12 protein-coding genes are annotated in these 13,498 nt (G+C 61.2%); 5 read left to right on the forward strand and 7 right to left on the reverse strand.

Annotation, left to right across the window (positions count from 1 at the left end):
- Nucleotides 1–57: 57 nt before the first annotated feature.
- The gene (locus FBY12_RS00485) at nucleotides 58–732 is read right to left on the reverse strand and encodes a histidine phosphatase family protein (protein WP_121732292.1); all 675 of its coding nucleotides are present in this window, start codon (nucleotides 730–732) and stop codon (nucleotides 58–60) included.
- Nucleotides 733–1,106: 374 nt separating this feature from the next.
- Between FBY12_RS00485 and FBY12_RS00490 the strand changes: the two genes are divergently transcribed.
- The 3 genes from FBY12_RS00490 to hemB all read left to right on the forward strand — a co-directional run bounded on the left by FBY12_RS00490 (nucleotide 1,107) and on the right by hemB (nucleotide 4,045).
- Entirely contained in the window at nucleotides 1,107–1,805 is a 699-nt protein-coding gene (locus FBY12_RS00490; RefSeq protein ID WP_145250048.1) for a glutathione binding-like protein, read from the forward strand.
- Nucleotides 1,806–1,829: 24 nt separating this feature from the next.
- Entirely contained in the window at nucleotides 1,830–2,672 is an 843-nt protein-coding gene (locus FBY12_RS00495) for a PhzF family phenazine biosynthesis protein (RefSeq protein WP_145252269.1), read from the forward strand.
- A gap of 398 nt (nucleotides 2,673–3,070) precedes the next feature.
- Complete coding sequence (hemB, locus tag FBY12_RS00510) at nucleotides 3,071–4,045, forward strand: porphobilinogen synthase (protein WP_101206919.1); 975 nt, start codon at nucleotides 3,071–3,073, stop codon at nucleotides 4,043–4,045.
- Between the two features lie 827 nt (nucleotides 4,046–4,872).
- Here hemB and FBY12_RS00515 read toward each other — a convergent pair.
- Nucleotides 4,873–7,101 carry a TonB-dependent siderophore receptor gene (locus FBY12_RS00515; protein WP_145250054.1) on the reverse strand — a complete coding sequence of 743 codons (2,229 nt, stop codon included), beginning with the start codon at nucleotides 7,099–7,101 and terminating at the stop codon, nucleotides 4,873–4,875.
- Between the two features lie 439 nt (nucleotides 7,102–7,540).
- Between FBY12_RS00515 and FBY12_RS00520 the strand changes: the two genes are divergently transcribed.
- A complete protein-coding gene (locus FBY12_RS00520; RefSeq protein WP_145250057.1) occupies nucleotides 7,541–8,632 on the forward strand; it encodes a DUF1615 domain-containing protein in 1,092 nt (363 codons plus the stop codon).
- Nucleotides 8,633–8,846: 214 nt separating this feature from the next.
- Here FBY12_RS00520 and FBY12_RS00525 read toward each other — a convergent pair whose 3' ends face one another.
- The 4 genes from FBY12_RS00525 to FBY12_RS00540 all read right to left on the reverse strand — a co-directional run bounded on the left by FBY12_RS00525 (nucleotide 8,847) and on the right by FBY12_RS00540 (nucleotide 11,942).
- A complete protein-coding gene (locus FBY12_RS00525; RefSeq protein WP_145250060.1) occupies nucleotides 8,847–9,554 on the reverse strand; it encodes an anti-sigma factor domain-containing protein in 708 nt (235 codons plus the stop codon).
- A complete protein-coding gene (locus tag FBY12_RS00530; protein WP_371927357.1) occupies nucleotides 9,551–10,090 on the reverse strand; it encodes a sigma-70 family RNA polymerase sigma factor in 540 nt (179 codons plus the stop codon). Before FBY12_RS00530 ends, FBY12_RS00525 begins: the two co-directional genes overlap by 4 nt.
- A gap of 109 nt (nucleotides 10,091–10,199) precedes the next feature.
- Nucleotides 10,200–10,721: a DUF3455 domain-containing protein gene (locus FBY12_RS00535; protein WP_121732309.1), complete on the reverse strand. Its 522-nt coding sequence runs from the start codon at nucleotides 10,719–10,721 to the stop codon at nucleotides 10,200–10,202.
- 426 nt (nucleotides 10,722–11,147) lie between these two features.
- Nucleotides 11,148–11,942: a DUF4349 domain-containing protein gene (locus FBY12_RS00540; protein WP_145250066.1), complete on the reverse strand. Its 795-nt coding sequence runs from the start codon at nucleotides 11,940–11,942 to the stop codon at nucleotides 11,148–11,150.
- A gap of 146 nt (nucleotides 11,943–12,088) precedes the next feature.
- On the opposite strand from FBY12_RS00540, the gene FBY12_RS00545 reads away from it, so the two are divergent.
- On the forward strand, nucleotides 12,089–12,712 hold the full coding sequence (locus FBY12_RS00545) for a glutathione S-transferase (protein ID WP_121732300.1): 624 nt from the start codon (nucleotides 12,089–12,091) through the stop codon (nucleotides 12,710–12,712).
- Nucleotides 12,713–12,867: 155 nt separating this feature from the next.
- Here the strand turns inward: FBY12_RS00545 and FBY12_RS00550 are convergent, their stop codons facing one another.
- Nucleotides 12,868–13,308, reverse strand: a complete 441-nt coding sequence (locus FBY12_RS00550; RefSeq protein WP_109521318.1) for a CBS domain-containing protein — start codon at nucleotides 13,306–13,308, stop codon at nucleotides 12,868–12,870.
- Nucleotides 13,309–13,498: the final 190 nt, after the last annotated feature.

A 13,498-nucleotide genomic window follows, 5' to 3' on the forward strand; every position in this document is an offset into this window, starting at 1 on the left:
ATAGCCCAGCCTCTTCTCACACGGGGTCGCGGCAACGCGTGGGACGTCGCCGACCGGTTACGTAGGACAGGCCTGCGAACCGTTATCCAGCCCTTGTTTGTAGGTGTGGCTCTGCAGGCTGGCCTTGCCGTTGTGCCAGGTGAGCGTCAGCACATACAACGAATCGAAGTCGCTCGATTCCCAGTCATCGGTGATGTTCTGCTTCTTGCCGACCGCGTCGCCAGCGACCTTGTTGATCAGCTCGGGCAGGTAGCCGTGGGACCACGCGGTGTAAATGATCGAGTTGTGATACTTGTCTTCGAGCAATTCGTCGGCCAGATCACTGGTGTCATTGGCCGAGTATTCGATGTTCACCGGCAAACCGAGCTTGATCGCGCTGGGGCTGATGGTCATCAGGGGACGAATGTAGCTGTAGGAATTGTCCAGCTCGCCTTCCTCGACATTGCGCGTCGGGTTGGCCGCAAACACATAGTCAGCCTTGCCGAATTTCTCTGGCAGCAACGTCGACAGGTTGATCGCGCGATTCAGCCCCTGGCAATTGAGCTGGCCGAGGCCACCTTCGGGTTTCTCGGCGTGGCGCAGGAACACTAGCGTCTGGGTGCCATCGGCCTGTTGGGCGCGGCTCTCGCTCGACTCCAGTGACAGGAACAGCGCGCTTGCCGCGAGCACGGTCGGCAGGACGACATAAGCGCGATGCTTGAAACGTTGGGCGAATTTCAGAAGATTGATCATTGAATAAAGGGTTCTTCAGCGTATTCGATTAAGGCTGACAAACCTTTACACCGGGGGCGTCCAGCCTCGGGTGTTTTCCCTGTCGTGGTGCGGTCCGTTTCCATAATGGGCAGTGCTCAGAGTCTCTGATGCCAATTTGGTTCGATTGCCGCGAGTGCGCAGCACTTTAACGGCAACCTTTGATGCTGTGGGTGAAGGATATTGACAGGATGTTGCGGAATTATTGATGGAGAGATGGATGGAGAGATGGATTGAGAGATGGATTGAGAGATGGATTGAGAGATTGATGGAGGAGGGACAGGCGAAAAATGCTGCTGCCGAACCAGTCAATCGTCCCTTATGATCGGCGTTCCAATGTCTGTGTGGATGACCCCATGACCGATCTCTCGGCGTTCCCGATCAGTGCAAAATGGCCGGCCCAGTATTCCGACTGGGTTCAACTCTACTCCTTGCCGACCCCCAACGGCGTCAAGGTCTCGATCATGCTCGAAGAGATCGGCCTGCCGTACGAGCCGCATCGGGTGAGTTTCGAGAGCAATGATCAGCTGTCGCCGGAGTTCATGTCGCTGAATCCGAACAACAAGATCCCGGCGATCATCGACCCCCACGGGCCCGGCGATCAGCCGTTGCCGCTGTTTGAGTCCGGGGCGATTCTGATCTACCTCGCCGACAAAAGTGGCCAGTTGCTGGCGCAGGAATCGGCAGCGCGTTACGAGACTCTTCAGTGGTTGATGTTTCAGATGGGCGGTATCGGGCCGATGTTCGGCCAGGTGGGTTTCTTCAATAAATTCGGCGGCAAGGATTACGAGGACAAACGGCCGCGTGATCGTTACGTCGAGGAAAGTAAACGCCTGCTCAAGGTCCTCGATAAACACCTCGACGGGCGCGACTGGATCATGGGCGAGCGCTACACGATTGCCGACATTGCGACGTTTCCGTGGATTCGTAACCTGATCGGCTTTTATGAGGCTGGCGATCTGGTCGGCATCAGCAATTTCCCGAATATCCTCCGCGTGCTGCAGCGCTTCCTTGCGCGGCCAGCGGTGATCCGGGGTCTGGAAATTCCCAAGTAACGTTGTTCAGGATCAAGGATGGCCATGCGCTCTTATTCGTTCAAACAAGTCGATGTGTTCAGCCGCACGCCGCTCAAAGGCAATCCGTTGGCGGTGGTGTTCAACGCTGACGGGCTCAGTGATGAGCGCATGGCGGCGTTCGCGAGCTGGACCAATCTCAGCGAAACCACGTTTGTGCTGGAGCCTCGCGACCCGCGCGCCGATTACCGGGTGCGGATTTTCACCACGCTGTCGGAGCTGCCGTTTGCCGGGCATCCGACGTTGGGCACTTGTCATGCGTGGCTGGAGGCGGGCGGCGTGCCGCAGGGTGACGAGGTCATTCAGGAATGCGGCGTCGGGCTGGTGCGGATTCGCCGGCAGGGCGCGGAGTTGGCCTTTCTCGCGCCGCCGCTGTTGCGCACCGGGCCGGTCGAGGCTGATGTGCTGGAGCGCGTTCGACGTGGGCTCGGCTTGCCGGCAGGGGCGATCGTTCGCGCGCAATGGGTGGATAACGGTGCGGGCTGGTTGGCGGTGATGGTCGAAGATCGCCAGCAGGTGCTGGATTTGCAACCGGACCATTCGCAGATGCTTGGCCTGGCGGTCGGCGTGATCGCGCCGTGGAACGCCGAGCGTGACGGCAATAACGCGCAATTCGAAGTGCGCGCGTTTATCTCCGGCGACGGCATGCCCGAAGACCCGGCCACCGGCAGCCTCAACGCCGGCATCGCGCAATGGTTGCTGGGCGCAGGGCTGGCGCCTGAATCGTATGTGGTCAGCCAAGGCCTGAGCATGGGCCGCGCCGGGCGCATTCAAGTGGAACGGATCGGCGATGAAATCTGGATCGGCGGCGCGGCAGTGACCTGCATCGACGGCACATTGACGCTGTAACCGCCTACTGCCAGCAAACCCTGTAGGAGCGAGCCTGCTCGCGATAGCGGTCGCTCAGCCACTATCAATGTCGCCTGACACGGCCCCATCGCGAGCAGGCTCGCTCCCACATTTGAACTCGGGTGACCGCAGACTTTATGGCTGCCCCCAAACCCCTGTGGGAGCGAGCTTGCTCGCGATAGCGGTCGCTCAATCACCACAAATGTCGCCTGACACGGCGCCATCGCGAGCAGGCTCACTCCTACAGAGGTTTGTGTTGGGAACGGACGCGCCGGCGGCAATTATTGCCGGAGCGGTAACGGTTTTTTTCCAGCCTGATGTTTGTGCCCGGCGCCTGACAGGGCATAAGCTTCGCGCCCTGATACTTTTGTCTTATCGCCGTTTTCCCAGGAATGCCCATGTCCAGCCAGTTCCCCGAAGCACGTCCACGCCGTCTGCGCCGCAATGCGAGCCTGCGCAGCCTGTTCCAGGAAACCGAATTCAGCCTGAATGACCTGGTGCTGCCGATTTTCGTCGAAGAAGAAATCGACGACTTCGTACCGATCAAAAGCATGCCCGGCGTGATGCGCATTCCCGAGTCGAAACTGGCCGGTGAAATCGAGCGTTACGCCAATGCCGGGATCAAATCGGTGATGACCTTTGGCGTCTCCCACCATCTGGACAGCACCGGCAGCGACACCTGGAACGGCAACGGTCTGGTGTCGCGCATGGCGCGGATCGCCAAGGATGCAGTGCCAGAAATGATCGTCATGTCCGACACCTGCTTCTGCGAATACACCGACCACGGCCATTGTGGCGTGGTGCACAACCACGAAGTCGACAACGACCAGACGCTGGTCAATCTGGGTAAACAAGCGGTGGCGGCGGCACGTGCTGGCGCTGATGTGATCGCCCCGTCGGCAGCGATGGATGGCCAGGTTCAGGCGATTCGCCGCGCGCTGGATGAAGCCGGTTTCACCCAAACGGCGATCATGGCGTATTCGACCAAATTCGCCTCGGCGCTGTATGGCCCGTTCCGCGAGGCCGGCGGCAGCGCGTTGAAAGGTGATCGCAAAAGCTACCAGATGAACCCGATGAACCGCCGCGAAGCGGTGCGCGAATCGCTGCTGGACGAACAGGAAGGCGCCGACGCGCTGATGGTCAAACCGGCCGGCGCGTACCTGGACATCATCCGCGACATCCGCGAAGTATCGCGTTTGCCACTGTCGGCGTACCAGGTCAGCGGCGAGTACGCGATGATCAAATTCGCCGCCCAGGCCGGCGCAATTGACGAAGACCGCGTGGTCCGCGAAAGCCTCGGCGCGATCAAACGCGCCGGCGCCGACCTGATCTTCACCTACTTCGCCATGGACCTGGCCCTGGCCGGGATCTGACCAGCCCCAAGCCCACAACGGTTTGCTGTGGTCCGGGATTTTGTAGACGCAACCATTCCCACAGGGGATTTGCGGTGGTCCGGGATTTTGTAGGCGCATCCATTCACCTGTAGGAGTGAGCCTGCTCGCGATAGCGATGTGTCAGCCAACACAGATGCAAGCTGACCCACCGCTTTCGCGAGCAAGCTCAGCTCCTACTGGGATTTGTGGTGGGCGGAGATTTTGTAGGCGCATCCATTCCCCTGTGGGAGTGAGCCTGCTCGCGATAGCGATCTGTCACCCAAAACAGATGCAAGCTGACCCACCGCTTTCGCGAGCAAGCTCAGCTCCTACAGGGGATTTGCGGTGGTCCGGGATTTTGTAGGCGCATTCATTCCCCCGTAGGAGTGAGCCTGCTCGCGATAGCGGTATTTCAGCCGAAACAGATGCAAGCTGACCCACCGCTTTCGCGAGCAAGCTCAGCTCCCACAGGGATTTGTGGTGGGCGGAGATTTTGTAGGCGCATCCATTCCCCCGTAGGAGTGAGCCTGCTCGCGATAGCGGTATTTCAGCCAAAACAGATGCAAGCTGACCCACCGCAATCGCGAGCAAGCTCAGCTCCCACAGGCATTTGTGGTGGTCCGGGATTTTGTAGACACATCCATTCCCCCGTAGGAGTGAGCCTGCTCGCGATATCGCTCTGTCAGCCAAAACAGATGCAAGCTGACCCACCGCTTTCGCGAGCAAGCTCAGCTCCTACAGGGGATTTGTGCGGTTTCGGCTTATTCTGCGGATACAAAAAGCCCCGCAGCCATTCAACTGCGGGGCTTTGCTTCAAACGGCGAAAATCAGAAGTCGATGGTGCCGGACAATTTCGCCACGCGCGGTTCGCCTTGGGTCAGGTAACCGGCTTGGGCCGACTCCCAGTATTTCTCGTTGGCGAGGTTTTCGATGTTCAAACGCAATGTCACGTCTTTCTGGTCAACCTTGAAGCCGTAACGCGCGCCGGCGTCGAAGCGGTTCCAGGTCGGCAGGCTGAGGTTGTTCGCCGCGTCGGCGTACTGGCCGCCGGTGCGCAACATCCGCGCGTTCAGCGCTACGCCTTGCAGGCCCGGCACGTCCCAATCCACACCCGCGTTGAACTGGAAGGTCGGCACGCCGATCGCGCGGTTGCCGTCGTTGGCGCCGTTCTGGGTGTTTTTCAGTTCAGTGTCCATCAGCGTCAAGCCGCTGATCAGGCGCAAGCCGTCGATCGGCTCGCCGAAGACGTTGAGCTCGACGCCCTTGTTGATTTGCTCGCCTTCACGCACATATTCCGCCGTGGTCGCGCTGGTAGCGATCGAGTAACCGTCGCTCGGCTGCTCGATACGGTACACGCCGAGGCTGGCGCCGTAGGTGCCCATGTCAATCTTCACCCCCGCTTCAACCTGCTTCGAACGGGCCGGCGCATAGACTTCGTTGCCGTTGGTCACGATCAAGTTGCCGGACGTGGTCGGCGAGGTCGGACCTTCGGCCAAACCTTCGATGCGGTTGGCGTAGAACGACACGTGGTCCCATGGCTTGAACACGATGCCGTAGACCGGCGTGGTGATCGATTCGTCATAGGAAGAAGTGCGGCTGCCGGAGCCGTAAGGCGCATAACCGTAACCCTGGACCACCAACTGCTGGCGGCGCAGACCGACGGTCAGCAACAGGCGATCGTCGAAGAAACCGAGGGTGTCGGACACAGCGGCGCTGCGGTTGAACGACTTGCCGACGATGCCCGGATCGTTGAGGTCGCCGCCCGAGAAATTGCCGACCGGCGACGGCGTGTTCACCGGGTGGTAAATGTTGTTCGAGTAGCGCGTCAGGTCGAAATCGTAAGCGCTGCGCTGTTCGGTCCAGATCCCGGCGAGGCCGAAATTCAGTTTGTGGGTGACCGGGCCGGTGGCGAAGCGACCATTGAGGCCGGCCATGACGCTGGTGTTGTCTTCGTCGTGCGGGATGAACGAACCGGTGGTGGTCGAAGCGCCGCTGTTGCCGACCAGCGTGGTCGAATTGTAGAGCCCGGTTTCGCGGGTGTGCTTGGCGCCGCCAGCGGCGTAGGCGGTCCAGTTGTCGTTCAGATCGTACTCGGCGCGGAGCATGCCGAACGTGTCTTCGATCTCGGTGAAACCCCATTTCGGCGCGTAGTTGGTGTCGGCCGATGGCGCGTCCGGGATGTGCGTGGTGTTGCCGAGGTTGACCGTGTTGCGCCCGCCGTTGACGCGCTGTTTCTGGTAGGCGAAATCGCCGGAAATGCGCAGCGCGTCGCCACGATAATCGAGGCCGACCGAGAACAGTTTCGAGCGCTGATTTTCGTGGTCGATGCCGGTGTCGCCTTCACGCTGGGCAAGGTTGACCCGCGCGCCGAAACGGTTGTCTTCAACAAAACGCTGACCGAGGTCGAGGTGCTGGCCGAGGCGACCTTCGTCGTTGATGTCGGTAGTGAAGCGACGCAGCGGCACGTCACCGGCACGCTTGGGTTGCAGGTTGACGCCGCCGCCGATGCCGGAGCCGGTCGGGGTCACGCCGTTGATGAAGGCGTTCGGGCCTTTGAACACTTCCACGCGCTCCAGAGCGTCAGTGGAAATGATCTGGCGCGGCAGGACGCCGTACAGGCCGTTGTAGGAAATATCGTCGCCGGTCAACGGCAAGCCGCGAATCATGAAGATCTGTGCCTGGTTGGAAAAACCGGACGCCTGGCGCACCGAAGAATCGTTGAGCAGGACGTCGGCGACGTCTTCAGCCTGTTGGTCCTGAATCAACTGTTCGGTGTAGGAGGCCATGCTGAACGGCACGTCCATCATGTCCTGATTGCCCAACACGCCCAATTGGCCGCCGCGCGCGACCTGACCGCCGGCATACACCGGGGGCAGGGCGGTAGCGGCGGTCGGGGCTTGAGCGTTGACGTTTACGTCGTCCAGCACCAAGGCTTTGCTGTCATCTTCGGCGGTGGCGGCTTCGGCGCAGACAGGCAGGGCGGAAACAGAGAGGGCGCAAAACAGGGCAAGCAACGTCGGGCGAAATGGAACGCCAGAGCGGGTTGGAGTGAGCATTGTGTCGATCCTGGCGGCGCGCCGCTGGTAAGGAAATTGACGGCGCGGGGAACTCCTTGCGCAAATACGACTCCAGGCGCGAATGATAGATTTTCTCAGTCACATCCTGCAATCAGTTTGTCATCACAACACCTGCAACCCAAATCCTGTAGCAGCTGCCGAGCCCAAGCGAGGCTGCGTCCGACGGCCCAGCCTCCGCCATGTCTCACGAATCTACGACGGCTACGCCGCCGAACGCAGCCTCGCTTGGGCTCGGCAGCTGCTACAAGGGGATGGGGAAGCGACGAGGGAATGGGGAAGCGACGAGGGAATGGGGAAGCGACGAGGGAATGGGGGAACAACGGGGAACTGGGGAACAGTAGAAGATGGGCACAGTCATAGCCTGCGCCACACGATTGATCGTATGGTTGACCTCGGCTGAACGGAATTCTGGAGCACCATGCACGCCCCTCGACTGATCATGAGCATCGCCGCACTGCTGGTTTTGGCCGGTTGCAGCACGCGGCAAACCGACGAAGCGCCGGCGCGCAAGCCTGCCGAGGTGAAGGCGCAGATCGTGCGGCTATTGCCGGCGAAAACCGTCGACCGTGAAGGCTGGGCGACGGACATCTATGCCGCTTTCGCCGCGCAGGAGATTTCGCCGACCACGCAAAACCTCTGCTCGGTGCTGGCGGTGACCGAGCAGGAATCGACCTTTCAGGTTGATCCGAGCGTGCCGGGCCTGGGCAAGATCGCCCGTGACGAAATCAACCGGCGCGCCGCCAAAGTGCATATCCCCAACCTGCTGGTGAACGGCGCGCTGCAGGTCAGTTCGCCGAACGGCAAGAGTTACAGCAGCCGTCTGAATGCGGCGCGCAGCGAAAAAGAACTGAGCGCGATCTTCGATGACTTCATCGGCATGGTGCCGATGGGCCGCACTTTGTTTGGCGGCTTCAACCCGGTGCACACCGGTGGGCCGATGCAGGTCAGCATCGAATTCGCCGAGCAGCAGGCGCGCAATTATCCGTACCCGGTCGAGGGTTCGATTCGCCACGAAGTGTTCAGCCGTCGCGGCGGCATGTACTTCGGCATCGCCCATTTGCTCGGTTATCCGGTGAGCTACACCGAACCGCTGTACCGCTTTGCCGACTTCAACGCCGGTTGGTACGCCAGTCGCAATGCGGCGTTTCAGAACGCCTTGAGCCGCGCCTCGGGCATTCCCCTGGCGCTGGACGGCGATCTGATCCGCTATGGCTCGATCATGCCTGGCACAACGGAACTGGCGGTGCGCGCCCTCGGCAAACAACTGGGCATGCGCAACCCGACAATTCGCGATCAGTTGGAGAAGGGCAACAGCCTCGAATTCGAGGAAACCAAGCTCTATCAGCGGGTTTTCGCCCTGGCCGAACAGGCTGAAGGTCGCGCGTTGCCGCGAGCGGTGTTGCCGGGGATCGTGCTGCAGAGCCCGAAAATCACCCGCAAACTGACCACGGCGTGGTTCGCCAAACGGGTTGATGAGCGTTATCGGCGCTGCATGGCCAAGGGCGGTTGAGTATTTGATCGGCTGATCTGAGGCTGAACCGCCGAGGATCCCTGTGGGAGCCGAGCTTGCTCGCGATAGCGGTCTGTCGTTCAACTCAGTGTTGACTGACATGGCCCCATCGCGAGCAAGCTCGGCTCCCACAGGAGGCCCCCACAGGAGGCTTCCCCAGGAGGTTTCCATAAAGAACGGTGTCAGCCACAACTCTGCTGAATCCCGCTTCGCTTCAGATCACTTTCACTGCGCGGCCGATGAACTGAATCGGCCCGGTCGGCTTGCCAATCGGCGAGCCATTGGCGCCCTCAAGCGTCAGCTCGAACAATTGGTTGGGTTGCAGCGGTGGCAGCTTGTCCAGCGGCACCGACAGCGTTTGCCCCGGTTTCACCAAACCCAGCGACACCGGGCCCTGCCAGTCGTCACCCTTGGTCCAGAACTCCAGTGCCTTGTCGCTCGGAACTTCGAACGCGCCCAACGGAATCAGCTGGATTTCGCGCTGATTGCTCGCCTGAATCACCCAGCCCGGCGCCTTGTCTTGCGGGCCGACCAGCACCACCAGATAGGTTGGTTTGACCGTCGCCTGAGTCAGCAATAACGCGCCGAGCAGCAGACTGGCGGCCAACCCGGCACCGGCGAGGCCGCGCCACAGCGGCAGTAAATTCCACCACGACGTGCGCTGAGACGCAGAGCGCGGCGCTGGCCGGCGCAGCTCGTTGACGCCGCGCTCAATCCGCCGCCACAGGTGCGGCGAGGGTGTTTGTGGCTCGGCCAGATCGGTCAAGCCGAGCAAACGCCGCTCCCACGCATCCACCGCAGTCTGCAACGTCGGCTCTTGGCGCAGACGCTGTTGCACCTCGCGGCGCTGTTCGGCCGGCAGCGTGCCGAGCACATATTCGCTGGCCAGTTCGTCGAGTTCTTCCGGGGTTTCGTTCGTCATCCCATGCACTCCCGCAAGGCTGTGAGGCTGCGCTTGATCCAGGCTTTGACCGTGCCCAGCGGCGTGCCGAGTCTGGCCGAGATTTGCGCGTGGGAATAACCGTCGACGTAAGCGTGCAGGATGCAGCTGCGGCGTTCGGGGTCGAGTTGCTCCAGGCAGCGGTGGATGCGTCCGGCCGGGTCGAGTGATTCAGGCGCTTCAGTTGAGTCGTGGAGCGGCGGTTCGAAGTCATCCATCAGTGGCGTTTCGCGGCGATGGTTGCGAAGCACATTCAGCGCCAGGTGCCGGGTCACGCTGAACATCCAGCCGCGCGCCGAACCGCGAGCCGAGTCGAAACCGGCGGCGCCGGACCAGATTTTGATAAACGCATCGTGGACGATGTCCTCGGCCAGCGCCGTGTCACCGACCAGCCGTTTGGCGACGCCGAGCAAGCGCGGGCTCTCCTGCAAATACAACGCGTGCAGGGCCGGACGCTCGCCACGCCCGCAAGCAGCCAAATGGGCTTCGTAATCAAAAGAAGGTTCAGGCAAGGACACTGTGCGCAACCGCTGAAGTCGGGAGGGTCCATGCAATCTAGCAAACAATCCCGACATGGGTAGGAGCGACGCCCGAACAAACGGTCGGGCGTGGCTGAGCTGTGTCTGCTTAGCTGGCGGTCCAGAAGATGTAATCCGCCTGATACTTCACCACTTCCTGCTTGCCCTTGTTGGCTGCCGCGCACTCGCTGGTCGGCGCCACGCCACCCTTGAGGGCCACGCGCTGGATGTAGCTGACGCCGCTCATCGCGCCTTTGCCTTCGGCGGGATTGGCTTTGACCAGTTGATAGGGCAGGTTGCCCGGACTCGACGGCGCGACGGCCAATTGCGTGCCGGTGACTTTGGAACCGTCCTTGGCCTGCCAGGTGGCTGGTGGGCCGAAGTAGGTGCCGACCTGTTTGCCGCTGCTGTCATTGAGCACGGCTTTGGGACCGACGAAAAACCATTCGGTCTGGCCGGCCGCGTTGGCCTTGTCGCGGCATTCGTAAGTGATCTCGCCCACCCCGGTAGTTTGCAGGGCGACCTTGTGCCCGGCGGGGACTTTGACACTGTCCGGCAAGTCGCTTTGCGCATTGGCGAAAGGTACGGCGGCGAACAGACCTGCAAGGCACAGCAGCTGTTTGGCGTTCATCATTTTTTTTCTCCGTAAGGGGTAACCCGCTCGGCAGCATCAGGGGCTGCTACAGGTACTACCCACGACGAAGCGCTTTGGATGCAGTGCGCCGAAAATAAATTTTCAGGCGAGATGCCCGCTCCCCGGTATTCACGGTTGCCCTGATACACCGCGTGTTCACTTAGCGACGGCTGCGCCGCCGGACACGGCCTCGCTGGGCTCGACCGCTGCTACAGGGGATTGGCGTGTGGCGGGTTTGGGCGCGACGCCATTCGAAGTAGCAGCTGCCGAGCTCCGCGAGGCTGCGTTCGGCGGCGCAGCCGTCGTAGACCCGGTATTCACGGTTGCCCTGATACACCGCGTGTTCACTTGGCGACGGCTGCGCCGCCGGACGCGGCCTCGCTGGCCGCGACCGCTGCTACAGGGGATTGGCGTGTGGCGGGCTCAGGTGCGGCGGCGGACGAATTTGCGCCATAGCCACACCCACAACATCAACAACGGGAATGCCAGGATCAGGAATGGCAGCACGTAACTGCCTTTCTCCAGCGCATCCACCGCGCCGTCGGCCAAGTTGTCGAGCAGATTGCTGAACGCCCGGTTCAGGTTCGACGCGCGATTGCTCGCCGCGGTTGGCTCGAATGACAGGGTGATGCGATTGGTGTCCAGGCGTCGCTGATGGCCGGCGGCGACTTGCGCCAAGGCTTGCAGATCGTTTTCGATGCTTGCCTGTTCCTTGCTCAGCACCACCAGGTCGCTGACGCTGATGTCGCGGCGGCTGGCCAGTTCATCGAGGCGCTGTTGTTGGGCCTTGAGCCGTTCCTGCTGGCGGCGGGTGTTGTCCACCGCGTCGGCAAGGTCTTCGGCGGTGGTGATGCGCTGGCCCAGTTCGCCACCCTCGGCGGCCATTGCGACCAACGGCTCGATGCCAGCGGGGACGATGCGCAAAGTAATCTCGGCGCGGCCGGCACCTTGCTCGATGCGCAACACATTGCAGGCGCCGAACTTCGCGGTTTCACAGGCTTCGCGACTGGCCTGCAGGCGCGGGACGATTTGCGCCTCCGGCAGTTTCAATTGCACATCGTGCTCATAAGCGAGCATCGCGCCGCCGCGTCCCTGTTCACCGGCTAGACTGGCCGATGACGAACGTTCGCTGGGGCCGCAGCCGCTCAACGCGAAGCTGGCCAGCAGCAACCAATAAATACGGGGCTTTGAGGCGAGTTTGCCGGCCAGGTGGCGCATGTTCTTTCCTTGAAATGTGCGGCGGGACGGCAACGGTGCGTCCCGGGTTGGCGCATCTTACCTGCATCATTCGGCTAAATGGCAGGGAACATGCTCGCTCGGCCAGCCGTCTACCGACTGACTGTTTGCTCGCGGGAGGGCGCGACATGTATCAGCTTTACGGACACCAGAATTCCGGCGCGGCGGCGATCGAAGCAGCCCTTGAACTCTGCGAGATTGCTTATCGTTTTATCGACGTTGACGGGGCGGCGGAGTCGGCGCACGCGCTGGCGAAACTCAACCCGCTGAAACAGATCCCCACCCTGGAACTGCCCGACGGCAGCATCCTCACCGAGAGCGCGGCGATCCTGATTCACCTCGGTCTGACGTTTCCGTCCTCGGGGCTGCTGCCGGATGACCCGGCGGAACGTGATCAGGCGATTCGCGGTTTGGTCTACATCGTCAGCAATTGCTACGCGGCGATTGGCATCATCGATTACCCGGAGCGCTGGCTGGTCGCGGCCGATGACGCCTCGCGCGAGAACCTGATTGCCGGCGCACGCCAGCGCCTGCACTGGAGTTGGGAGGTGTTTGCCGACCAGTTTTCCGCCGAGCTGTACCTGGACGACGAAACGCCCGGCGCGCTGGACGTGCTGGCGGCCGTGGTGTCGCGCTGGGCCGGCAGCCGCGAGCACTTGCGCACGGCGCGGCCGGGGTTTTATGCCTGGCTGACCCGCATCGATAAACACCCGACCCTGGCGCCGGTGTTTGAACGGCACTGGCCGGCTTGAGCCAATGGCTTTCGATCCACACAGAAAACCCTGTAGGAGCGAGGCTTGCCCGCGAATAGGCCGTGTCAGTCGGGACAAATGTTTGCTGACACACCGCTTTCGCGGGCAAGCCTCGCTCCTACAGGGGGATGTATCAGGTCTGCGATCGAGTACGATCACTCGCCGCGAATGTACTGTTCCAGTTGCTTGATCAATTCCGCCTGTTCGGCAATTGCTTCTTTCACCAGGTCGCCGATCGACAGCAGCCCGATCAACTGGCCGTTCTCGACCACCGGCAAGTGCCGCAGGCGTTTCTCCGACATGATGCCCATGCAGGTTTCGACGGTTTGGTGAGTGTCCACGGTAATCACCGGCGAAACCATGATTTCGCTGACCGGCGTACCGACCGAAGAGCGCCCCTTGAGCACCAGTTTGCGCGCGTAATCACGCTCGCTGATGATGCCCACGACCTCACCATTGGCCACTACCGGCAGCGCGCCCACGTTCTTCGCGGCCATCACCATCAGCGCTTCCAGCACCATCTGATGTGGCGCGATGGTGTGCACTTCCTGATTTTGCTGGGCCTTTAATTTGAGCAGTTGCGCGACGGTTTTCATGGCGGTTTCTCTAGGTGTTGTCGTTGTCCTTGAAGAATCGTAGACGCAAGCGTTCCGGGCAAGGCGGAAAACGGCAGATAACACGCAAAAAACGCCATTTGGCGTTTTTTCTTTGAGAATTCTGTCGCGGATGAAGCGGCGTCACCGTGGGCAATGACGGGTAGAATCCTCACTCGAATCAAATCTTGAG

This window comes from Pseudomonas sp. SJZ131 (assembly GCF_007828705.1).
Taxonomy (GTDB): domain Bacteria; phylum Pseudomonadota; class Gammaproteobacteria; order Pseudomonadales; family Pseudomonadaceae; genus Aquipseudomonas; species Aquipseudomonas prosekii.